Here is a 21,641-nt window from a genome sequence, read left to right as displayed (position 1 = left end):
TATGAGGACATTCTTGCTGAACAATAAAGAGGACATTCTACCTTAACAGTAACAGAAAATTTTTTTAAAATGTTTTAAAATGTTTACTTTTAAGTTAAATATCATACTAATGAATAATACTCTCCTTCAGTACATAGAGTCTATGAAGTAGGAAAGTAGTAAAGTGGAGAATAACCTTGACATTCTATCAAGTTTCTGATATTATCTAATTTGAAATGCGCAAACTCTTTATTATATTAGCTATTCCACTTTTACTCTGGGCTGAGGATTACAAGAAGAAATTACAGGATGTGAAAGAAAAGCTTAATGTTACAAAAAAAGAAGTTGAAGAAATAAGAGAGAAAGAAAAGGCCATCCTCGCTCAATTACGTGATATAGATTATCAAATCTCATTATCAGAAAAGAAAATCAAGGAGTTAAAGATTCAAGAGCAGAGATTGAAAGAATCAATCGCTAATCTAAGAGTTAGTAGGAAAAAAACAGATACCCAGCTGGAGCATCAAAAACACCTTTTTAAGGAGCATATTACGCTTATGTACCAATCTCAGATACCAAATTTTATTCCGCCAATCTCTTACACTGGAGAGCAAATTTTCTTTTATGTACAAGAATTTTTTAAAAAAGATGCAACCAGATGTAACGAGCTTAAAGAATTAAGTAATAATTTATTCACTAAAGAAGAAATGGAAAGAGAAAAGTCTATAAAGCTATCAAAAATAAGGAAGGATGAGGAAAGCGAAAAGGTAAAAAGCTCTCGTCAACGTGAAATGAAATCACTTATACTTAAAGAGGTGAGGAAAGAGAAATCAAATAAAGCAAGACTTGTGGAAGAACTTGAAAAATCACGCTCCTATTTGGAGGCACTTATTGCTAGACTTGAAAAATACCCTGTAAAAAAATTTGGTCCAATGATATGGCCTGTCAGAGGAGAGGTAGTAAGCTGGTTTGGAACAGTGATAGACCCTGAACTTGGCACAAAACTTGTAAATAATGGGATTGATATAAAAGCAGAATATGGGACACCTGTTGTGGCAGTGGCAGATGGAGAGGTAGCCTATGAAGGGATATTCCTTGGCTATGGTAAAATTGTTTTACTTGACCACAAAAATGGATTTCACACTCTATATGCACACCTTTCTGAAATTTTAGTAACAAAGGGAGATAAAGTCAAAAAAGGTGAAGTAATAGGAAAAGTAGGGACTACAGGTTTATTAGAAGAGCCGAGACTGCATTTTGAAGTGAGAGAGAGTGGAAAGGCAGTCGACCCTATGGTATGGCTAAGATAAAATGTCATTTAATGATATCATAGGCCAGGAAATAGCAAAAAAAATCTTAAGTTCACACCTAAGGAATCAAAGAATTGCCAACGCTTACCTCTTTTATGGACCAGATGGTATTGGCAAAACATCAACGGCTATAACATTTGCAAAAGCATTAAATTGTGAGCAAGGTAAACACGATTCATGTGATAGGTGTACAACCTGTAAAGAGATAGAAAGTAACAGGAATCCAGATTTTGAACTAATAACACCCGGAGAGAAGGGAAATATTCTTATTGAACAAATAAAGAACATTAAAGAAAGGTATTCCTATCGTTCTATCTGGCTTAAATTTAGGGTCACAATAATAAAGGAAGCTGATACCCTTACTGAAGAGGCAGCTAACTCATTCCTAAAACTATTGGAAGAACCGCCTTGTTCAACTGTTTTCATACTTACTACTTCAAAAAAAGAGTTCATTTTCCCTACAATTAGGTCAAGATGCCAAGAAGTAAAATTTGGTAGGCTTAGCTCCTATGAAATTGAGAATTTTTTAAAATGCAGTAAAGCTATAGAGAGCAAAATCTCAATTAAATCTGCTTCACAACTTGCCAATGGGAGTATTAAACGAGCACTAAGACTACTGGAGACAGAAGAAAATGAGTTACGAAATAATCTTATTGAATTTCTTAATACACCACAGCCTCTCAGAATGCAAGAGATAGGAAAGATAGAGCTGTTAGATGAGACAGAGCTCTTACTTTTTACTCAAGAGCTATATATGGACTCACTTTTTAAAAAGCTTGGTATTCATAAGTTAATTAAAAATAATGACCTCGGACTTAATAGAGATGTTTCAATTGAAGAAACACTAAAAGCAATAGTTGTATGTAATGAGATATTTTATGCATTAAAACAAAATGTAGATAAAAAACTTGTCTTATACAGGCTGGCGAAAGAATTGCCATGATTTGTGAAGTAGAATTTGAAGATGGGGAAAGGGAGTTTTCTTTCTATCCATATGAGTTAGAACTTAAACCTGGTGACTTTGTCATTTTTAAAGCCAAAAGAGGAAAAGAAATAGGCAGAATAGCTAAACTGCTTGATTCAGGTGAGAGTTCAACTCAAATAATACAGAAAGCAACCCCGGACGATATTGAGGAATACAAGAGGATTAAAGTAGACGAGTTAAGAATCTACAATCTCTGTGAAGAGAAAGCAAAAGAGCTTGAAATTCCAATAAAAGTGGTAACTGTTCATATCCAATTTGATAGGAGTTTGATACGGGTAGATTTTCTCAGTGAGAAGAAAATTGATCTCAAATCATTTATGAAAGAAATTGCCAAAGTGTGTAAGAGTAGAATAGAACTGCGTCAGATTGGTGCTAGAGACTATGCAAAACGCTTTAATGCTTACGGAATATGTGGAAGACCAGTATGTTGCAGTGCCTTCCTTACTGAATTTGAGTCTATTACTCTTGACTTTATAAGACTACAGCATCTATCTTGTGGTACTTCAAAGTTAACAGGAGTTTGCGGAAGATTAATGTGCTGTCTTGCTTATGAGAGAAAACTTTACGAAGAAATAGAGAAAGAAGATAAATGAAGCGTATTCTTGTAACATCTGCTCTCCCTTATGCAAATGGTCCTATACATATAGGACACCTCGCAGGCTGCTACCTACCAGCAGACATATATGTGAGATATCAAAAACTTAAGGGTAGAGATATAATTCACATATGCGGAACAGATGAGCATGGTGTTCTTATCACTATGAAAGCACTTCAAGAGAAGACTACCCCGGAGCAAATTGTAAATAAGTACTACTTAAATATTAAAGAAAGTCTCGATAATTTTGGAATAAAATACGATAATTTTTCAAGAACTTCAAGCCCATTACATCACAAAACAGCACAAAATTTCTTTCTAAAACTCTATAGAAAAGGCTACCTTACCCCAAAGGACTCCGAGCAATTATATTGCAACAACTGCAAACGTTTCCTACCGGAGCGATTTGTTGAAGGTATATGTCCATATTGTAATTATAAAGGTGCACGTGGCGACCAATGTGAGCATTGTGGAAGATGGCTTGAACCAACAATGCTTAAAGAACCAAAATGCCAGATATGTAGTGATACACCTATAAAACGGGTAACTAAGCACTGGTTTCTAAGATTAGACCTATTACAGTTAGAGTTTGAAAGCTGGCTTAAAAGTAAGCAAGCGTGGAAGGAAAATGTAATCTCATTTGTTAAATCGTGGTTAAAAGATGGACTGGAACCAAGACCTGTAACCAGAGATATTGATTGGGGGATTCCTGTCCCACTACCACAAGCTAAAGGTAAGGTTATATATGTTTGGTTTGAAGCTCTAATTGGATATATATCTTCTACTATAGAATGGGACAAGGAACGATGGAAAGATTACTGGTTATCTCAAGATACCGAACTTATCCACTTCATAGGTAAGGATAACATTGTATTTCATGCTATTGTATGGCCTGCTATGCTTATGGCACATGGAGATTTTGTCCTACCATCACAAATACCTGCAAACGAATTTCTAAATATAGAAGGTAAAAAAATATCTACTTCAAGAAACTGGGCAATTTGGCTACCAGATTACCTTAAAAATTTTGATCCAGACCCCCTAAGATATATACTCACTGTCAATGCTCCTGAGAGAGGGGATGTAGATTTTGTATGGAATGATTTTTTAGCTAAAAATAACAGTGAGCTATCAGATATACTTGGGAACTTTGTTAATCGGACATTAAGTTTTGTTACTCAACATTTTGGGAGAAAAATTCCTCGTCCGGGACAGTATACTTTAGAAGATATGGAGCTACTTAAAAAAATAGAGCTTGCACGTGATAATGTAGGAGCTTTAATTGAAAAATTTGAATTTAAAAAAGGAATGAAGGAGATAATGAATCTTGTGAAGGATGGTAATAAATATTTTGATTACAATAAACCATGGAAAAAGACGGAAAGAACACCTACTATCATTTATGTATGTACTACACTTATCGCAAACCTTGGCACTATACTTAACCCATTTTTGCCATTTACAGCAAGGAGTATAAGAGAGACGCTCGGTATAAAAAAGAGTAAATGGGATGAAGTAGGTAGGCTTAAAATACCAAAAGGTAAGGAGATTGGTAAATTAAAGATATTGTTTAAGAAAATAGAAAAAGAGAGAATAGAAGTAGAAAAAAGAAAGTTAGGAAAACCTTTAGACAAGGAATCTATAATCGTTAGTCTTGAAGACTTTAAAAAATTGGATATCCGGGTAGCTGAAATAAAAGAAGCGCTTAAAATTGATGGGACCGATAAACTATTAAAACTTAGAATTTTAATTGGTAATGAAGAAAAACAAATTATAGCCGGGATAGCACCTCATTATTCACCACAAGAGCTTATAGGGAAGAAAGTAGTAGTTTTAACTAATCTTGAGCCTCGAATTATCAAAGGAGAATGTTCTGACAGTATGCTACTTGCAGCCACAGAAGGGGATAAAGTAGTTCTTCTTGTCCCAGATAAAAATATTTCTTCTGGTTCTCGTGTAAGTTGAGGCTACTTAATCACTTAGTCGTATGGAAGACTATTTAATTGTATACTGAGGTAGGTAGTAGATGGTGAAAGACCTGCCTACCTTTTTATTTTTTCATTTTATCCTTGACAAATCTCAAAGTTATAAGTATATTCTGCAACTAAGGGGGGAAAAATGGGAGTCTCAGCTTATGTACTTATAAAGCTAAGAGTTGGAAGAGCCGAAGAAGTTTTAAGAGAAGTAAGGAAACTTCCTAATGTAAAAGAAGCGCATATGGTTACAGGGATTTACGATATAATAGCGACTATTAAAGTTAACGATCTCAAAGAACTTGGAGAAGTAGTTGCAGAAAAAATACATGAGATAGAAGGTGTAAGTTCCACAGTTACCTGCATTGTAGTTGCATAATATTTAAATAAGTTCTAAAGGATCCACATCTATTATAGTGTTCCTGGGAATAATTTGTGAAAGAGATAAATCTTGCGGATTTTTTACCTTTAGAAGAAAATGTAACCTAATTTTACTTCCATCGCGTTCAAGCAAGCAAGGAGCAGGACCAAGAAAATTTAGCCCCTCTTCTTTAAATCTATTCGCTAATTCAGAAGCACTTTTCTTAGCTCGTTCTTCCAAATCTTTTATCAATATTCTTATAAGATGAGAATAAGGAGGATAAACAAGCTTTTTTCTTATTAACTCTTCTGATTCATAAAATCCGAAATAATTGTGAGTTAGAATATACTTTAAAACACGGTGCTCTGGATTATAAGTTTGTAATACTACTTCTTTTCCTTTTTCTACTAATCGCACAAGTAATGAAAAAGTGCGCTCCGTAGCCCTAAAGTCTGGTAAATTTAAACCTGTATCTGTTGATATTACACCAATTAATCCAACTTTCGGAAAATTGAGAGGTTTAACTACAAGTTGAGTACCCAAGAGTACTTGAATTTCTCCATTTGCAAATGACTTAAATGTATGACTTATATATTTACTTGGAACTGTATCAAGGTCTAATCTAAAAATACTAATTCCAGTAAAAAGTGATTTAAAAGCCCTCTCTACTCTTGCAGTCCCAATTCCTCTATGTGACAAATTAATTCCTTTACACTGTGCACAATATCCGAGCGCCTTTTCACTGTGTCCGCAATAATGGCATCTAAGTGATAAATTTATTTTATGATAAGTAAGAGAAACACCACAATTAGGACACTTTGGGATATATCCGCAATCTTCACAAAAAATGAAAGAATAAAAGCCTCTACGGTTTAAAAATAGTATTACTTTTTCACCTCTATTTGTGTATTCTTTAATTTTCCTTTTTAAAAGTTCCGAAAAAATTGGGTCAGTTTCTTTACGCATATCTGCAAGCCAAATTTTAAAAGGTCTTTTTGGACTAGTCAAATGGAGGAGTGTGATTTTTTTTGCTTTAGTATTATAAAATGTCTCTACACTTGGAGTAGCACTCCCAAGAATGCACAATGTAGATTCAATTTTAGCTCTCATTATTGCTACATCTCGTGCAGAATATTTTGGTGTCTCTTCACTCTTGTAGCTTGTATCTTGTTCCTCATCAATAATTATAAGCCCAATGTTATGTACTGGTGCAAAAATAGCACTCCTTGTGCCAATTACTACCCTTGCCATTCCTCTTTTAATCCTTAGCCACTCAATCCACCGTTCTTCCTTTTTTAGTCTTGAATGCAAAACAGCAATTAAATCTCCAACCCTTTTTTGTAGAAGTGAAAAAATGTAAGGAATCAAGATAATTTCGGGTATAAGGAATATAACACCCAACCCCCGACTTAATGCTTCTTCAATTGCTCCAAAGTAGATATCATTTCTCTCATGTCCATAGAGTAATACACTTTTAAACTGCTTTTCTTTCAATGAGTTTCTGATTACAGATGGCAGTATTTTTATACCGATTGGTTTAAAGATTTTTGTCTCCTGTTGAGGTAAAGAAATTAATTTGCCACGCGATGGCACTATAATATTTAAAACAGACCCCAACGATGCCTGATAATACTTAGCCATCCACTTTCCAAGTCCTAAAAGTGGTGCAGTAATAAGTGGTTCAGGATAAGAAATCCCAAGTATCTCTCTAACAGTTTTAAGTTTTGTAGATTTATTCGCTCCTACTATCCAGCCTTCCAACTCTCTTGACCGAAGTGCGACTTTTACAAGTGAACCTAATTCAAGTTTTTGCTTAAGTTTATTTGGTACTCTATATACAAAAGTCCCAGAAGGTAAAGCTACATCTACAAACATAAGTTATAAACTATCGGTCATTTTTAACTATAAAATCAAATTCACTATGAGAAATCGGAACAAGCCAATTTTTATAAATAGTTACTTATTACTAATAACCCACATCTTCCAATGCTTTAGCAAGTTGCAAAAAATCTTCGTAACTCAAAGATTCAGGTCTTTGAGTTAAGTCTATACCTCCAATAACATTAATTTTTAATCCTAAACTATTTCTTAACATCTTACGCCTTTTTGCAAAAGAAGTCTTGACAATTTTTAAAAATAACCCCTCGTTTACTACTTGTGTTTCCATTTTTGGCTTTAATGATATGACTTCGGAAACTATCTTAGAACTTGGGAAAAAGAATTTACCCGGAATTGAAAAAATAGGCTCTACATCCATCCAAAACTGGAAAAACACAGAAAGAGTTCCATACGCTCGAATTCCGGGCTGTGCCATAAGCCTATGAGCTACTTCTCTTTGCAATGTAAGGATACAGGATTGAATGCATTTACGATTATTTAGAAGCCAATAAAGGAAATCAGAAGTAATAGAATAAGGGAGATTGGATACAAGCTTAAGAGGTTTTGCTGCAGTAATATGAGTAGGATTAAGTTTTAAGACATCCTGGTTTAACAGGAATAGGGTTTTCATACCCTGAAATTTCTGTTCCAAGAATTTAAAAAGCGACAAGTCTTTCTCAACTGCAAAAACTTTATGTGAAACTTTAACAAGTAATTGAGTAAGTATTCCAAGTCCAGGTCCTACTTCAAGTATTACATCGTCTGGTTCAATTTCACAGGCTTCAACAATACGTTCGGCAATCTTTTCACTTACAAGAAAACTCTGCCCAAGTTCTTTACTCGGCTTTATTCCTTGATACTCAAGTATCTCTTTGACATCCATACTTTTACTTTCTACTATTCCAAAGTAAAATAGTTCCTATTATAATAAATATAATGTTTGGCAATAGACTTGCTAAAAAAGGGGATAGAATTCCTACATGCCCAAATGCTTTTGCAAGTTGTAATAATCCCCAGTAAATGAAGCTTACGAATAACGCAATTGCAAATCCTACAACAAATCCAATGTTTCTTACTCTACTTGCTAATGGGAAGCCCAACAAGAGTATGATTAAATTCATAAAAGGAAATGAAATCCTTGAGTAAAGGTCTACAAGCTCCTTTGTAATATCTTCGCCCCCTTTTTGTAACTTCTTAATGTGTTCTTTGAACTCAAAAAATCCCATAGAGAGAGCAGGTTTTACTCCTTTTACAAAATCAAGTGGCGTCTCCTTAAGCCTCACTATCAACGAGTCGAAATATATAACTTCAAATGAATGTGGCTTGAAAATTTGCTGTGCCCCATTAAAAAGCTTCCACTGATTATCTTCCCATACTGCTTGAGGGGCATCAACTCTCCTTTTGAGGGCATCTGATTTTAGGAATTCATATATTGTGAGTCCTTTAATAATTCCCTTATTTGGATCTATAAATTTTATACGGTAAAATCTGCTATCCTCACCCGAGTAATAAATATGAGTGCTTGGGGTCACAGCTATTTTAGGTAGCTTATCTATTTTTTCACTTTTTAAGTCCAACATTTTTTGATTTGATATAGGTAGTAAAATTTCGTTCATTCCAAGAATTAACCCACTAAAAATGAGTCCAATACAGGATAATGGGACAAATGTCCGATATGTATTTAAACTAAACGATTTTAAAGCAACAAGTTCAAAGTGTCTTGATAAATTACCAATTGATATGAAACAACCAAGTAGACAGGCTATTGGAGAAACAATCGTCCCCACTATCCAAGGGATTTGATATACATAATATTGTATAATTGTAAAGAGAGCGACCTTCTTATCTACAAATGTAGAAACATTTTCAAATACATCAACAATTATATATATAATTACAAGTGCAAGTAGACTCCATAGGAGCCCTAATACAAACTCTTTCATTATGTATTTATCGGCTATTTTCATTTATTTACACGAGACATTGCCCATCCACTAATTCCTAAAAGTACAATGTTTGGAAACCACATTGATAGCCACGGAACAATTATCCCCCTATCCCCCAAGTCTTCTCCTGCTATAAGACATATATAGTAAAATATAAAGAATAGTAATCCAATTCCAAACCCTGTTCCTGCCCCACCTTTCCTAACTCTAATTGCAAGTGGACAGCCGAGTAGGACAAAAACTATACAAGCAAAAGGGATTGAATATTTTTTATGATACTCTATAAGTAGAGAATCTATTTTCCTTTTTTTATAAAGCTCATTTCTCTCTTTTCTTTGTTCCTCTTTTATTCTTTCTTTTAAGCCAATAGCAGAAAGCTCTCTTTCACTCCGATACTCTCGGTTTAGTCTGACAAATTCCTGGTCCAATGGAAGATGTATCCTATACTCATTGAATATCAATCGTCGATAAATTCCAGGATTCACTGGCTCGTGTATTTCACCGTCACTTAACATTATTGTAATACCAACACTATCTGTATAAAAAGAGCCCCTATTTGCAAAAATTTCTTTTGCAGTCTCATTTTCAAATAGCTTTACTCTTTGGATTGTAGATTGTTTATAATTTACACTTCCGACCTGTATATCGTAGCCATTAAAGTCTTTAAGAATAACAAGCGCTTTTATTCGGAAACATGGCTTCTTTTGTGCTATATCAACCATAAGATTTTTTAGGCGGTGGTTTGATTCGGGCAGTACATGATTATTAAACCATATTGTGAAAAGAGTAAGGAAAACTCCGCCAAAAATTACTGGTAAAAGATTAAGTTTAAGCGGATTTACTCCCGCTGCCCTAATTGCTATTACCTCTCTATCTTGGGCGAGTCGTCCGAATGCCATACAGCTTGCAATCATCACTCCCATAGGAATAGTCAATGTAACTATAGAAGGAAGATAAAGTAAGAGTAAGTAGAGAACTGTCAATATGTTAATACCCTTACCTACGATATCCCAGATAAGTACAAATATCTGGTTCATTATCAAAATAAAAGTGAGAAGAAATAGACCTAAAAAAAACGGCCTTATATGTTCCCTTAATGCATACCAGTGAATAAGCATAAATTAATTATACCATATAATACTTTAATCTGCAAATAATTTTATACAACTTCCCTAATTTTAGGAACCGAAATGCGTGGAGTGATGACCAGAGGAGTGCATAAAAATGTTTGACTTCTCAGAAATTTAGAGTATATTAAAAGTAAAATGAGAAAAGCAAAAATTCAAGGTTATATTTCAGGTTTTCAGTCGGAGGTAAAAATGCAATATTATGTACATAAAGGTGGGATATTTATATGTCTTTTACTATTTTGTATTTCAATAATGGGATGCAAAAAGAAGGAACCCCTTAGTGGGAGTAGTACGGTACTTACACCTACATGGCATGAGGTAGATAGTCCTACAAATAAAAGTCTTCACTCCGTATGGTTCGTTGATGAAAACAATGGGTGGGCAGTTGCACCAAAATAATGGTGTCAAGCAAAATAATGGTGTCAAGTCTCAAAATAATGGTGTCAAGTCTGATTTTTTTCTCGGGAATTTAGAGCTAAAATTAAAATGAAGAAATAAAATATTGTGGTTGATAGAAAAAATATAGGAATCAAGGAGGGAGGCAGAACCATAAATATGGGCTCTGTCCCCTTTGCGTGTGTCCCCTTTGCGTGTCCACTATATTGACCGACTGACAAGTGATTTGGCGGAGGCGAGTGAATAAAATTTGACTTCCTAGGAATTTAGAGTATATATAAAACAAGATGAGGGAAGTAAAAATTCAAAGGAAAAAGAGTCCGTCTCCTTTTGTTTTAGTCTTCTTAAGTTTATATTTAAGCTTATCAGGGATAAGTTGTAAAAGGAATACTACCTCTCCTGAGCCGACGCCAAACCTGATGATACCTATGGATATAGAGCCTGTTTTTTCACCTAATGATAAGTACATTGCTTATGTTCATGAAAACTATTCTCCAATGGAAACAGAAGGAGACACCGAAGGAATATTTATTTTAGATGTTGCTACAGGTGAGAAAAATATTTTCCTCCGTGACTCAATAGGTATTTGGCATAGTTGTCCAGATTGGTCTCCAGATGGTGAGTGGCTCTTATTTGTGAGGAACAGAGCAATTTATAAAGTAAAGATCAAAGAGAATTTAACACCTGACACAGCTTCTATAACACTTTTGGCTCAAGAAGGTTTCTTCCCTGACTGGTCGCCCAATGGCAGTAAGATAGCGTATGATATAGGAGCAGGTGATAATTGTGGAATATGGCTGATGGATTCAAATGGGGAAAATAAAAAACTTATTAAACGATGGGGTAGGGAGCCAGATTGGCTATGGGATGGCAAAAAATACTGTTTGTAGCAGGGTACACAGCTGAATTCTTGGGTATAGCAACAATAGATTCATCAGGTACTTTATTGGATCGTATTGTAAATCATCCTGATGGAAATCTCAGAGATGGTCCTGTTTGGTCTTCGGACGGTTCGAAGATTGCTTTTTACAATGATGTTAAAGAAGGGAGAGGTATCTGGATAGTAAATTCGGATGGCACTGGATTACATAAATTTATTGATAGTATATATTATCCGTCTCATCCAGCTTTTGCTCACCATTCACAGCAAATCGTATTTAGTGATATAAATCCGGAGGAGACAAAAAAAACTCTGTGGCTTATCAACCTTGATGGTACAGGACGTAAACAATTGACTTTTTAGAGGGAGGTGAAGATGTACAAAGTAATTATAAGATTAGTCGGAGTGGTTATCTTGCTAACAGCCTATAGCCTCTTTGCAGAAGTAATGCCTAACGACCCTTATTTTCAGAGTGGGGATCAGTGGGGATTGTATAATTTTGATAGTCCTGGGCATGATATTCATGCGCCGGATGCATGGACAATTCAACAAGGCAGGTTGGATGTGAAAGTAGCAGTAATAGCCGATGGTTCAGACTTTTATCATCCTGACTTACCAGGAGATGAGCTTTCATGGTATAATTTACCTATAATGTCGTGGGGTACACCCCCCCGTGCAGGTATAATTGGTGCACTTACTAATAATAACACAGGACAAAATAGGGGGACAGAGCCCGATTTTTTTCTTGACAGTACAGGAAGCTTTGATATAACACTATTATGCCGCGGATTGCAAGGGCCGTAGTTCCCGGTATACATCTCCATTACGTTGAATGCTAAACAATGAAGTTATTCGCACAATTTGCTATCATTCGCTACATTCGTCAGTTATAAGATTTACAGCTCGTAGCTGATAAGTTTTTCCTCTACCCCATCTATTACCCGTTTTATTACACCTATATTAGGCCTATACCACTCGTAACAAGTTATAGTATCACAAGAAGTACCAAATTCCATAGATTCTTGATGCTCTATTAATTCAACTCTAACCTTGTAATCATTACCATCTAAGTCAAGTACTTCCCCTTTAACCTGGACATCCACTTTTATTGTATCTCCTATTATATAACTTTGTTCTTTAAACATATAGCTCCACAAATTACCGAGGACAAAAGGAAGTTCAAGCCAAGTTAGCCAAAAACTTGCAATTGTATCTTCTTCACCATTTACAAAGATAGTTTGAAGATAAAATTTATCCACCCTATTCTCGTCCTTCCACCAATACTCTGGGTAACCATTACGCTCAAGGAGCCAGCATTCCCTTGTTCCAATTACTTCATTTTTTATAACCTTAAGTGTAATTGTATCTTTGTCACTATAAGAAGTATGCAAATAGACCCATGTATTTTCTGGTTTAAGAGGAAAATAATCTGCCCCAGCCCGAAAAAGTAATGAGCTTTGTTTACATCCAAGGAGAAGTAAAAGAGGTAATAGACAACTTACTTTTTTGTATTTATGTCTTCCCATTTTCTTATTTAATTGCTCTATTTATGAATCTTATAGATTTATTCCAACACTTAATTTCAAAGAAATTCCATTTGGAACAGTAGAATAAGAAGTTTCTTGAGCTAAGACTATATTTTCATTATACAAAAGCGGAATATAGAACCCAAAGCAATAACATAATCCGGACTCGCTTTCAAAACCTTTATTTAAATTTTCTCTTATATAATACCCACCTATCCCAAAAATTACAAAATTTCTTTTGTATATTTTAATTTTTGCTCCTTGTGTGAGTTTAAAAATATCAATTTCAAATTTGTCTTTTCTAAAAGAAATTATATTTCCACTTATAATAGGGATACTTGCTGGTTTAGTTAGTAAATATAACGAATGCCACTCATAGCTCATTCCCATCTCTTTTCCTACCGGGCATATGCTACTCAATTCCCCAATTGGATTGAATAAACCGAGTCCAATACTTAACATATTTAAAATCATAGTTATATCGTTATATCTTAGATTTTAAAAATAAAACCAAACTTTTACTCTTGTAGAGAATTATCAATATTAAAACTTATTTTTGGTACAGTTTTAAGTCTAATTTTATGTGCAAGCTTGTACCTTATAAATCCAGCAGCTCGATTAAGGAATTTAAGACTTTGAATTTCGTCTCCAAGTGTTCTCACATATATTTTGGCAGTGTTGAGATTAGAATCTATCTCAACATGTGTCACCGTTACCAAACTCTTTTGTGGATTATCAATTTCTTGCTGAAGTATAATTGCAACCTGTTTTTTAATAAGGTCGTTAATCTTCTCTTTTCTTCTCTCTTTCATTAGTACATCTCTATTGCGTAATCAATAATATCAACTTTTGGATTAGAGTGTATGAAATCTACTATTTTTGAAAGTATCTTATACGCAATCTGTTTAGAATCATTTATGCAAGCAATACCAAGAGTTGCCTTACACCAATTATTTGTAGGATTAAGCTCAGTTATAGATATATTAAATTTTTGCCTCATAATGGATTTCAACGAGATAAGTATCTTACGTTTATCTTTTAATGAATTACTATCTCTTATTCGTATATCTATATAGCAACTACCAATAACCACTAACTTCTTGGGATCTCTTTTATTCCGTAGATTTCAAGTATATCCCCACATTCAAGTTTAACAGATTCGCCAAAACCTACCCCACACTCAAGTCCTGCTTCAACCTCATTGACATCTTCCTTTATCCTCTTTAGGCTTCCAATTTTCCCCTCATGTACCACTATCCCGTTCCTTTTTACTCTCACTTTTTCTCCTCTTATTATCTTTCCTTCCAATACAGAGCATCCAACAATAAATCCGATATCTTTTATTTTAAATATCTTTTTTACTTCTGCTCTACCAATCCCATATTCTTCAAATTTTGGAGGAAGCAATCCTTTCATTGCAAGTTTCATCTCGTCAATTGCCTCGTAAATAACATTGTAAGTATGAATCTCAACTCCTTTATCTTTTGCAAGTTTTTCGGCGGCTAAATTTTCTCTGGTATTATAACCTATAACTATTGCACCGCCCGCTGCAGCGAGAAGAATATCGGACTCATTTATCTCTCCAACTCCCTTATGGATTACATTAACCCTAACCCCCTCCTCTTCAGTCAAATGTTCCAATGAGTCAGATAGTGCCTCTATAGAACCGGCTGCATCACCTTTAATGATAACTTTAAGCTCTTTTATCTTACTGGTTTGAAGCTCCTTTTGAATGGTTTCAGGGGTTACCAATGATACCCTACTTTTTCCAAGCTCTTCCTTTATTGATTCTCTTTGTCTTTTTGAGATTTCTCTGGCAACTCTTTCATCTTTAAATACCCTAAAAGTATCACCTACTTGAGGAAGTTCATCAAAACCTACAATTTGTATAGGCTCGGATAGATAAGCCTTAGATCTGCGTTTTCCCCATTCATCATATAAAGCCCTCACTCTACCACTAACTCCTCCAGCTGCAAGTGAGTCACCAACTTTTAAGATTCCCCTTGAAATAATTGCTGTAGCCATAGGTCCTTTACCCTTATCCATCTTTGACTCAATAATCACTCCTCTTGTTTCACCTTGTGAAGTTGAGTAAAGTTCAAGTAATTCTGCTTGCATAAGGATAGTTTCTAACAAATTTTTGACCCCTTCCCCAGTTTTTGCAGAGATTCGACAACAAAGAATATCACCACCGTAGCGTTCTGTAACTAAATTATAATCTAACAGCTGTCTTTCAACTTTATCTGGTTCAGTGTTTGAAATATCTATCTTATTAATAGCAACCACAATAGGAACTCCAGCATCTTTTGCATGATTTAAGGCCTCAACGGTTTGTGGCATTATTCCATCATCTGCTGCAATAACTAACACAACTATATCAGTTACCCTGGCTCCCCTTGCTCTCATAGCTGTAAAAGCTTCGTGTCCTGGGGTATCTATAAATGTAATCGACTTATCTCCAACTTTAACTTTATAAGCTCCTATATGTTGGGTTATCCCTCCACTTTCTGATTTCACTACGTTTGTATGCCTTATATAATCAAGTAAGGTCGTCTTTCCATGGTCTACATGTCCCATAACTGTCACAACTGGAGGACGAATTTCAAGTTTCTCTGAGATTTCCTCCTTTTCTATATAAGTGGATATAAGCTCTGCTTCGTATCCATATTCACTTGCAATAGTAAATGCAGTATCAAATGTAATCCGCTGATTAATAGTAACCATAAGACCGAGTTCTAAACATTTTGAGATAAGATTCAAAGGGTCTATAGAAAGCATGGAAGCGAGTTCTCTTATAGAAGTGAGCTCACCTATTCTTATTTTTTTTGGAGGTCTTTCTTCTTTCACTTCCGATGGCTTGGCAGGCTTATATTTCTTAATTCTCTCACCCATCTCAATTTTAGTTATAGTTTCACGAACCTTTTTCTCAGCCCTCTCACGTCTCTGTAGCTCTCTTTCCTTACGTGTTTCATGAGGAAAACCTCTGACTTGAGCTATTAACTTTTTCTTCTCAATATCTTTAAGCTTAAGGGCTTCTTTGTTACTTTCGAGATATTCCTTACAGGCTTTAATCGTATGCGAGGAAATAGGGCTCATAGGACTGGTGACTTCAAAATTTAACTGCCTTAAAAGTTTAAGAAGCGCCCTGCTTGAGAGATTCAACTCTTTTGCAACTTCATGTACTCTTTTCATTCTTCTATTGACTTTTTAGCAATAGCAAATATTTTTTCTGCCCTCTTCTTGCCTATTCCATGAACTTTAGTAAGCCCGTCTACTCCTTTGTTTAGTATTTCAGCAGTTGTAAGAAATCCGTGTGATATGAGTATCTCTTTAATAGATTTTGAAATCTCAGGTATAAAAGCTACTCCCTTAGACTTATACTCAGTCTCAGATACTATATCAATTTTAAATCCTGTAAGACGGGAAGCAAGTAACGCATTTTGACCGTTTTTCCCTATCGCTTGGGGTAACTCTTCATCCTTTACTACAATACTTATTCTGCCTTCATCAAGATTAATATCATGGTGTAAAATTTTTACTGATGAAAGAGCCCGTGATACAAAAACTAATGGGTCAGAAGAGTATTGAATCACATCTATTTTCTCATTGTTCAATTCTTTTACAACTCCTTGAATTCTCACTCCCTTCACTCCAACACAGGCACCAACGGGGTCTACTTTTGGATTATTTGAGGCTACTGCTATTTTAGCCCTTATGCCTGGAATTCTTGCAGCTACTTTTATCTCTACAATCTTTTCCTGAATTTCTGGAACTTCATGGATAAATAATTTCTTTAAGAAATCAGGATGGCTACGAGAAAGAAGAACCCTCCCCCCAGGAGTTACATCAAGAATGTACACTTTGATAGTATTGCCTTGATAATATCGTTCATCAGGAATCTGCTCTCTCAAAGGTAGAATACCTTCCGCATTTTTAATCTTTACAATAATCTCATGTTTATCTACTTTTTGAACTATCCCAGTCTCAATTTCACCAATTTTCTTCTTGTACTCATCATATACTCTTTCTTTTTCTTTTTCTCTTATTTTCTGCTGCATTACACGTTTTGCTAAGATGATGGCATTACGACCAAATTTTTCAAAAGGTAGTTCAATGCGTAACTTATCATTTAATTTAACAGCTTGGTTTATCTTCTGTGCTTCTTTAAGGGATATCTCAGATACAGGATTAATTACTCTTTTTACCACTTTTTTTACAAGAAATACTTTTGCAGTTCCAGCCGCCTCTGAAAGTTCCACATCAATAGTCGCGCCCTCTCCTAAATCTCTTTGTGCTGCACTAATGAGGGTATCTTTAAGGATTCCAATTATAGAGTCCTTTTGGACACCTCTTTCTTCTGCCATTTGTGTAATGGCTTTTAAGATAGACATTTTAGCTAAGTTCTATAAAATATATATAATTATATAATGCATTCCAGTAACTTATAGTTCATAATTTAGAACTTGTAGTGTTTCTTCAACTACTTTTTCCTTTTTTATAGACCTATGGATTTTCCTATCCCTACTTTTTATTTCTACCTCTCCATTTTTAATCAACTTTTCGCCGACTATGATTTGCAATGGTATCCCAATAAGATCTGCATCCTTAAATTTTACACCCGCTGTCTCGATTCTGTCATCTATGAGAACCTCAACTTTATCTTTGAGTTCTGAATAAATAAATTCGGCAGTATCTCTTATATCACAATTGCTCATATCTAATGGAATTATAAGAATCTGATACGGAGCTATCTTAGTGGGCCATATTATGCCATCTTTATCATGATGAGTTTCAATTATAGCTGCCATCACACGTTCTATCCCGATTCCATAACTTCCCATAACAATTGGCATTTTCTTTCCTTTCTTGTCAAGGAAATAAGCCCCTATTTGAATAGAATATCTGGTACCTAAATTGAAGATATGTCCAACTTCAATAGTTGACTTCAAAGTGAGTGGAGCTCCGCATTTGGGACAAGGGTCGCCAGGATTTGGAGTTTCAAGGTCAATCCATTCATTTACTTTTAAATCTCTTTTAAGATTTACTCCTTTAAAGTGATAAAAATCTTCATTTGCACCAGTAACTAATCCCATTCCTCCTTTAAGTGAGATTGCAGCTATAGTTTTAAAAGAAAGCCCTATAGGAGATACATACCCAGGTTCAGTACCTATAATATCCTTCACCTCATGAGAAGTAGCAATTCTAATTTTGCCTAATTTATTCAATTTTTCTTGGCTAAGTTCATGATCTCCCCGAAGTAGGATAAAAATAGGCTCACTATTTCTGAAATACAATAAGCTTTTCATTAGCTTATTTTTAGGGACTCTAAGGAATTCGGATATTTTATCAACACTTCCTTCTACAGGAGTGTAAACTTTAGTAAGTGGTTCATCTTGAAAACTTGTATTGGATTCACCAATTTTTGCTACTTCTCTATTTGCTTTATAACTACATGAACAGACCATAATTGAATCTTCACCATATTTTGAGAGTACCATAAACTCTTCTGAAAGTCCGCCCCCCATAACTCCACTTGGAGCCTCTACAATTTCACAACTGAGTCCACACCTTGTGAAAATACGTGCATAGGCCTCGCGGTGGAGTTCGTAGCTCTTTTTAAGTCCTTCCTCATCTGCATCAAGTGAATAAGAATCTTTCATTACAAATTCCCTTGCCCTGAGTACACCACCACGTGGTCTTGGCTCGTCTCTAAATTTGGTTTGAATCTGATACCAAATTTGGGGTAAGTCTTTGTAGGAATGTATTTGTTTATGGGCAAGTTCAGTTATGATTTCTTCATGTGTTGGCATAAGACACAAATCTCTACCCCGTCTATCTTTAAACTTGAACATCTCCTTTCCCCACTCTTCCCATCTTCCTGTTTTTTCCCATAATTCACTTGGGGATATGGATGGAAGTGCCAGCTCTTGCCCTCCTATCCCGGTCATCTCCTCTCTTATAATCCCAATAATTTTCAAAAATACCCTCCATCCAAGTGGAAGGTAACTATGCACTCCACTGACTAACGGCCTTATTAATCCTGCCCTTATTGAAAGAGAATGAGATAGACTTTTTACATTTTTTGGTCGTTCTTTAAAAGTTGGGATAAGACTTTTACTCCATCTCATTTTTAGCAAAGCTACCTAAAATTTTACAATACGTTTATTAAAAACCCGGGGTCTTCTATATCAAGGTAAAAACCCCGGGTACAATTAAATTATTCCTTTTCTTCTTTCTCAGCCGGCTTTTCTTCCTCTTTTTTCTCTTCAGCTGGTTTTTCCTCCTTTACTTCTTCTTTTTTCTCTTCCACTTTCTCTTCTTTAAATTCTTCTTCTTTTTTCTCAAGTAAGTTCTTATCATCCTTTATCTTTACAAGCACTGTGTATATAAGAGCTTGCCCCGCTCCCCATGTACTGAGTCCGTAAGCAACAACAAAGAAAGCAAGAAAATAAAATCCAAGCCCAGCCAAGAATCCACCTATCCACTCTGCCCAGTTAACTGGCATCCATGTTGTTGGATAAAGTAGAACTGGTGTAATACGTCCCAATATAGATTCAAGCCACTGAATTGGTGGACAAGGAGGAAGATACCATAGTCCATTATTCCATATGATTTGCCACCAGCTATGGGACTCATCAGCTATCACCCTTGTTCCAGCCCATAACCCTGCAGCCCAATGAAATAGGATGAGAGACTTCTTTGTAAGCCATCCAAGTATCCATACCCCAGCACCACCACAGAAAGCAATAAATACTTCCCATAATATAAGCCTCCATGTCTGGTCATTTAAGCAGCTAAATAGTTCAAACAGTGTATCAAATGTATCGGATTCTGTAGTAGCTCCAACTGATGGTGCAAGAACGAAGGAAAGCAAAAAGATAATTAATAGATAAACCACAAAAAGAGCACCAAGTGCAACTGGTATAAAGAATATACCTGCAAGTAGTTGTCCTGCATACGGTATCCTACCAATAAGCCCACATACAAAACCAAAGAGTACAAGGGCACCAATGCAAATTGCGAGCGCTATTGGGGAAAGAATGATTGATTTCCATTGTTTCAATGAATACTTTATAGCATCTGTAACCTCGTAAAACTCATCGCCACGCAATTGCTCAAAAGTTAACTTTGAGATACCAGCAATTGAAAGGAGATTAACTGCAACAAAGAATACTATACCAAATGCCCAGCATATCCATCCATACCACATAAGGTGTGTCTCGCCAATGACCGGTACTGGAATGTATTTGAAAGCCCTCCAAACCTCTGTCCATGTCCAATCAGGAGATGTAACATATGCAAAGTACCCCATAACAGAGTACAAAATTGTCCCCAAAAGTAGACCCAAAAAGCCAACCCATATCTTTTTAGCAGAAAAACCAAGTCGTGGTGCCCTAACTACATCTGCGAAGTTAAAATGCATGGTTCCTCCTCCCTATTAGGTAAAATGTAAATCCCACCTTGTGGGACTTATCCTTCACCATAAATTCATTATCTCCCTTACCTCTTCTAAAGTTTTTTTTGCTATTACCCTTGCTCTCCTTGAACCTTCCTCAAGAATTTCATCCAAATTTTTCTCTTTTAGACTGGCACGCCTCTCTCTGTAAAGATTAAGAACTTTATCCATAAATTCTGCAGCTTCTTCCTTACAACTCACACACCCAAGTTTCCCTTGCGTACAATCTTTTCTTATCTCATCAACTCTTTCTGAATTTACAAGCTTGTGATAAGCAAAAACAACACACCCATCTGGATGACCAAAATCTTCCTTATGAATTTTTAAAGGATCTGTAAATGCTTGCATAACTTTTACCTTAATAGAGTCAAAATCTTCATCCATTAAAATTGCATTATTTAAGGATTTTGACATCTTACGATTATCAATTCCAGGAACCTTAGGAAACTCTGTAAGCAGAGAAACTGGTTCAGGAAATATGCACCCATAAATGGAATTAAATCGACGTGCAATTTGCCTTGTGAGCTCAATATGGGCGAGTTGATCTTCTCCTACAGGAACCACATCAGCTTTATAAGCAAGTATATCTGCAGCTTGAAGAATAGGGTATCCCATCAGGCCATAATTTACTTTATTCTGTAGATTTAAGTCCCTAACCATTTCTTTAAGCGTTGGATTACGCTCAAGCCAAGGCATAGGAACGAGCATCGAGAAAAACAGGTGAAGCTCAGCATGCTCAGGAACCATCGATTGAATAAATATTGTAGATTTTTCAGGCGAAATCCCACTCGCAATCCAGTCCGCCGCCATCTCCCTTATCCTTATCCTTAGATCTTTAGTATGATTGTAACTTGTAGTCAAAGCGTGTAAATCAGCAATCTCATAAAAACACTCATATTCGTCTTGAAGTTTAACCCAGTTTGTAAGTGCCCCAAATAAATTCCCAATATGAATCTTGCCTGTAGCACGATATCCTGATAAAACTCTACCTTTTATCTTAACAGCATCTTTTGACATAATTTCACTATAGAGAGCAAAACTATCACAAAAAGAGCAAAAATTAAAATTGTAGGCCCCAAAATAGGCTTTATTTCGTGTTTCGGAAAAAATTTACGCTCAAACACTTAAATACTTTACTACCTTATGTAAATTTGTCAAGTTTTTTTTAAAATGTTGTTACTTTTCAGCAAAAATGTCCTCTTTTATTTTTCAAGTAAAATGTCCTCTAT

At 35.4% G+C, this 21,641-nt stretch carries 22 protein-coding genes; 9 read left to right on the top strand and 13 right to left on the bottom strand.

Features of this window, described 5'->3' with window-relative positions; genetic code table 11:
• Window positions 1–215 precede the first annotated feature (215 nt).
• The 5 genes from QMD71_08420 (at window position 216) to QMD71_08400 (ending at window position 5,218) form a co-directional block, all read left to right on the top strand.
• Window positions 216–1,286, top strand: coding sequence for a peptidoglycan DD-metalloendopeptidase family protein (locus QMD71_08420; protein ID MDI6840851.1), 1,071 nt, complete (start codon window positions 216–218; stop codon window positions 1,284–1,286).
• A gap of 1 nt (window position 1,287) precedes the next feature.
• A complete protein-coding gene (locus tag QMD71_08415; protein MDI6840850.1) occupies window positions 1,288–2,229 on the top strand; it encodes a DNA polymerase III subunit in 942 nt (313 codons plus the stop codon).
• Window positions 2,226–2,864 (top strand): regulatory iron-sulfur-containing complex subunit RicT, encoded by a 639-nt coding sequence (gene ricT, locus QMD71_08410; protein ID MDI6840849.1) that lies wholly within the window; start codon window positions 2,226–2,228, stop codon window positions 2,862–2,864. Before QMD71_08415 ends, ricT begins: the two co-directional genes overlap by 4 nt.
• A complete protein-coding gene (gene metG / locus QMD71_08405) occupies window positions 2,861–4,831 on the top strand; it encodes a methionine--tRNA ligase (GenBank protein ID MDI6840848.1) in 1,971 nt (656 codons plus the stop codon). Before ricT ends, metG begins: the two co-directional genes overlap by 4 nt.
• Before the next feature lie 153 nt (window positions 4,832–4,984).
• Window positions 4,985–5,218 carry an Lrp/AsnC ligand binding domain-containing protein gene (locus tag QMD71_08400; GenBank protein MDI6840847.1) on the top strand — a complete coding sequence of 78 codons (234 nt, stop codon included), beginning with the start codon at window positions 4,985–4,987 and terminating at the stop codon, window positions 5,216–5,218.
• 3 nt (window positions 5,219–5,221) lie between these two features.
• Here QMD71_08400 and priA read toward each other — a convergent pair whose 3' ends face one another.
• The 4 genes from priA to QMD71_08380 all read right to left on the bottom strand — a co-directional run bounded on the left by priA (window position 5,222) and on the right by QMD71_08380 (window position 10,142).
• On the bottom strand, window positions 5,222–7,075 hold the full coding sequence (priA, locus tag QMD71_08395; GenBank protein MDI6840846.1) for a primosomal protein N': 1,854 nt from the start codon (window positions 7,073–7,075) through the stop codon (window positions 5,222–5,224).
• A 91-nt stretch (window positions 7,076–7,166) separates the two neighbouring features.
• Window positions 7,167–7,961 carry a 16S rRNA (adenine(1518)-N(6)/adenine(1519)-N(6))-dimethyltransferase RsmA gene (gene rsmA / locus QMD71_08390; GenBank protein MDI6840845.1) on the bottom strand — a complete coding sequence of 265 codons (795 nt, stop codon included), beginning with the start codon at window positions 7,959–7,961 and terminating at the stop codon, window positions 7,167–7,169.
• A gap of 4 nt (window positions 7,962–7,965) precedes the next feature.
• Entirely contained in the window at window positions 7,966–9,045 is a 1,080-nt protein-coding gene (locus QMD71_08385; GenBank protein ID MDI6840844.1) for an LptF/LptG family permease, read from the bottom strand.
• Window positions 9,042–10,142 carry an LptF/LptG family permease gene (locus QMD71_08380; GenBank protein MDI6840843.1) on the bottom strand — a complete coding sequence of 367 codons (1,101 nt, stop codon included), beginning with the start codon at window positions 10,140–10,142 and terminating at the stop codon, window positions 9,042–9,044. The genes QMD71_08385 and QMD71_08380 overlap by 4 nt, the downstream gene beginning before the upstream one ends.
• A 201-nt stretch (window positions 10,143–10,343) precedes the next feature.
• On the opposite strand from QMD71_08380, the gene QMD71_08375 reads away from it, so the two are divergent.
• The 4 genes from QMD71_08375 (at window position 10,344) to QMD71_08360 (ending at window position 12,234) form a co-directional block, all read left to right on the top strand.
• A complete protein-coding gene (locus QMD71_08375) occupies window positions 10,344–10,553 on the top strand; it encodes a hypothetical protein (GenBank protein MDI6840842.1) in 210 nt (69 codons plus the stop codon).
• A 284-nt stretch (window positions 10,554–10,837) separates the two neighbouring features.
• Window positions 10,838–11,440 carry a hypothetical protein gene (locus tag QMD71_08370; GenBank protein MDI6840841.1) on the top strand — a complete coding sequence of 201 codons (603 nt, stop codon included), beginning with the start codon at window positions 10,838–10,840 and terminating at the stop codon, window positions 11,438–11,440.
• Entirely contained in the window at window positions 11,413–11,793 is a 381-nt protein-coding gene (locus QMD71_08365) for a hypothetical protein (GenBank protein ID MDI6840840.1), read from the top strand. The genes QMD71_08370 and QMD71_08365 overlap by 28 nt, the downstream gene beginning before the upstream one ends.
• A 12-nt stretch (window positions 11,794–11,805) precedes the next feature.
• Complete coding sequence (locus QMD71_08360; GenBank protein MDI6840839.1) at window positions 11,806–12,234, top strand: hypothetical protein; 429 nt, start codon at window positions 11,806–11,808, stop codon at window positions 12,232–12,234.
• Between the two features lie 92 nt (window positions 12,235–12,326).
• Here the strand turns inward: QMD71_08360 and QMD71_08355 are convergent, their stop codons facing one another.
• The 9 genes from QMD71_08355 to trpS all read right to left on the bottom strand — a co-directional run bounded on the left by QMD71_08355 (window position 12,327) and on the right by trpS (window position 21,429).
• On the bottom strand, window positions 12,327–12,956 hold the full coding sequence (locus QMD71_08355) for a hypothetical protein (GenBank protein ID MDI6840838.1): 630 nt from the start codon (window positions 12,954–12,956) through the stop codon (window positions 12,327–12,329).
• A 30-nt stretch (window positions 12,957–12,986) separates the two neighbouring features.
• On the bottom strand, window positions 12,987–13,430 hold the full coding sequence (locus QMD71_08350; protein ID MDI6840837.1) for a hypothetical protein: 444 nt from the start codon (window positions 13,428–13,430) through the stop codon (window positions 12,987–12,989).
• Window positions 13,431–13,474: 44 nt separating this feature from the next.
• A complete protein-coding gene (gene rbfA, locus QMD71_08345) occupies window positions 13,475–13,768 on the bottom strand; it encodes a 30S ribosome-binding factor RbfA (GenBank protein MDI6840836.1) in 294 nt (97 codons plus the stop codon).
• Complete coding sequence (locus QMD71_08340; GenBank protein MDI6840835.1) at window positions 13,768–14,049, bottom strand: DUF503 domain-containing protein; 282 nt, start codon at window positions 14,047–14,049, stop codon at window positions 13,768–13,770. Before QMD71_08340 ends, rbfA begins: the two co-directional genes overlap by 1 nt.
• On the bottom strand, window positions 14,049–16,148 hold the full coding sequence (infB, locus tag QMD71_08335; protein ID MDI6840834.1) for a translation initiation factor IF-2: 2,100 nt from the start codon (window positions 16,146–16,148) through the stop codon (window positions 14,049–14,051). The genes QMD71_08340 and infB overlap by 1 nt, the downstream gene beginning before the upstream one ends.
• Window positions 16,145–17,347 (bottom strand): transcription termination factor NusA, encoded by a 1,203-nt coding sequence (gene nusA, locus QMD71_08330; protein ID MDI6840833.1) that lies wholly within the window; start codon window positions 17,345–17,347, stop codon window positions 16,145–16,147. Before nusA ends, infB begins: the two co-directional genes overlap by 4 nt.
• A 51-nt stretch (window positions 17,348–17,398) precedes the next feature.
• Window positions 17,399–19,084 (bottom strand): proline--tRNA ligase, encoded by a 1,686-nt coding sequence (locus QMD71_08325; protein MDI6840832.1) that lies wholly within the window; start codon window positions 19,082–19,084, stop codon window positions 17,399–17,401.
• Window positions 19,085–19,173: 89 nt separating this feature from the next.
• Entirely contained in the window at window positions 19,174–20,379 is a 1,206-nt protein-coding gene (locus tag QMD71_08320) for a hypothetical protein (GenBank protein MDI6840831.1), read from the bottom strand.
• 54 nt (window positions 20,380–20,433) lie between these two features.
• Window positions 20,434–21,429, bottom strand: coding sequence for a tryptophan--tRNA ligase (gene trpS / locus QMD71_08315; GenBank protein MDI6840830.1), 996 nt, complete (start codon window positions 21,427–21,429; stop codon window positions 20,434–20,436).
• Between the last annotated feature and the right edge of the window lie 212 nt (window positions 21,430–21,641).

It is taken from the genome of bacterium (assembly GCA_030018315.1).
Lineage (GTDB): Bacteria > Hydrothermota > UBA3073 > JACQXS01 > JAGMCI01 > JASEGA01.
Note: the sequence above shows the minus strand (reverse complement) of the source record. Positions and strands in the feature narration are given on the sequence as shown.

Excerpts from the sequence above, each read along its gene's own strand:
- QMD71_08420 (MDI6840851.1), top strand. The coding sequence starts at position 216 with ATGCGCAAACTCTTTATTATATTAGCTATTCCACTTTTACTCTGGGCT.
- QMD71_08415 (MDI6840850.1), top strand. The coding sequence starts at position 1,288 with ATGTCATTTAATGATATCATAGGCCAGGAAATAGCAAAAAAAATCTTA.
- ricT (MDI6840849.1), top strand. The coding sequence starts at position 2,226 with ATGATTTGTGAAGTAGAATTTGAAGATGGGGAAAGGGAGTTTTCTTTC.
- metG (MDI6840848.1), top strand. The coding sequence starts at position 2,861 with ATGAAGCGTATTCTTGTAACATCTGCTCTCCCTTATGCAAATGGTCCT.
- QMD71_08400 (MDI6840847.1), top strand. The coding sequence starts at position 4,985 with ATGGGAGTCTCAGCTTATGTACTTATAAAGCTAAGAGTTGGAAGAGCC.
- priA (MDI6840846.1), bottom strand. The coding sequence starts at position 7,075 with ATGTTTGTAGATGTAGCTTTACCTTCTGGGACTTTTGTATATAGAGTA.
- rsmA (MDI6840845.1), bottom strand. The coding sequence starts at position 7,961 with ATGGATGTCAAAGAGATACTTGAGTATCAAGGAATAAAGCCGAGTAAA.
- QMD71_08385 (MDI6840844.1), bottom strand. The coding sequence starts at position 9,045 with ATGAAAATAGCCGATAAATACATAATGAAAGAGTTTGTATTAGGGCTC.
- QMD71_08380 (MDI6840843.1), bottom strand. The coding sequence starts at position 10,142 with ATGCTTATTCACTGGTATGCATTAAGGGAACATATAAGGCCGTTTTTT.
- QMD71_08375 (MDI6840842.1), top strand. The coding sequence starts at position 10,344 with ATGCAATATTATGTACATAAAGGTGGGATATTTATATGTCTTTTACTA.
- QMD71_08370 (MDI6840841.1), top strand. The coding sequence starts at position 10,838 with ATGAGGGAAGTAAAAATTCAAAGGAAAAAGAGTCCGTCTCCTTTTGTT.
- QMD71_08365 (MDI6840840.1), top strand. The coding sequence starts at position 11,413 with ATGGGATGGCAAAAAATACTGTTTGTAGCAGGGTACACAGCTGAATTC.
- QMD71_08360 (MDI6840839.1), top strand. The coding sequence starts at position 11,806 with ATGTACAAAGTAATTATAAGATTAGTCGGAGTGGTTATCTTGCTAACA.
- QMD71_08355 (MDI6840838.1), bottom strand. The coding sequence starts at position 12,956 with ATGGGAAGACATAAATACAAAAAAGTAAGTTGTCTATTACCTCTTTTA.
- QMD71_08350 (MDI6840837.1), bottom strand. The coding sequence starts at position 13,430 with ATGATTTTAAATATGTTAAGTATTGGACTCGGTTTATTCAATCCAATT.
- rbfA (MDI6840836.1), bottom strand. The coding sequence starts at position 13,768 with ATGAAAGAGAGAAGAAAAGAGAAGATTAACGACCTTATTAAAAAACAG.
- infB (MDI6840834.1), bottom strand. The coding sequence starts at position 16,148 with ATGAAAAGAGTACATGAAGTTGCAAAAGAGTTGAATCTCTCAAGCAGG.
- nusA (MDI6840833.1), bottom strand. The coding sequence starts at position 17,347 with ATGTCTATCTTAAAAGCCATTACACAAATGGCAGAAGAAAGAGGTGTC.
- QMD71_08325 (MDI6840832.1), bottom strand. The coding sequence starts at position 19,084 with ATGAGATGGAGTAAAAGTCTTATCCCAACTTTTAAAGAACGACCAAAA.
- QMD71_08320 (MDI6840831.1), bottom strand. The coding sequence starts at position 20,379 with ATGCATTTTAACTTCGCAGATGTAGTTAGGGCACCACGACTTGGTTTT.
- trpS (MDI6840830.1), bottom strand. The coding sequence starts at position 21,429 with ATGTCAAAAGATGCTGTTAAGATAAAAGGTAGAGTTTTATCAGGATAT.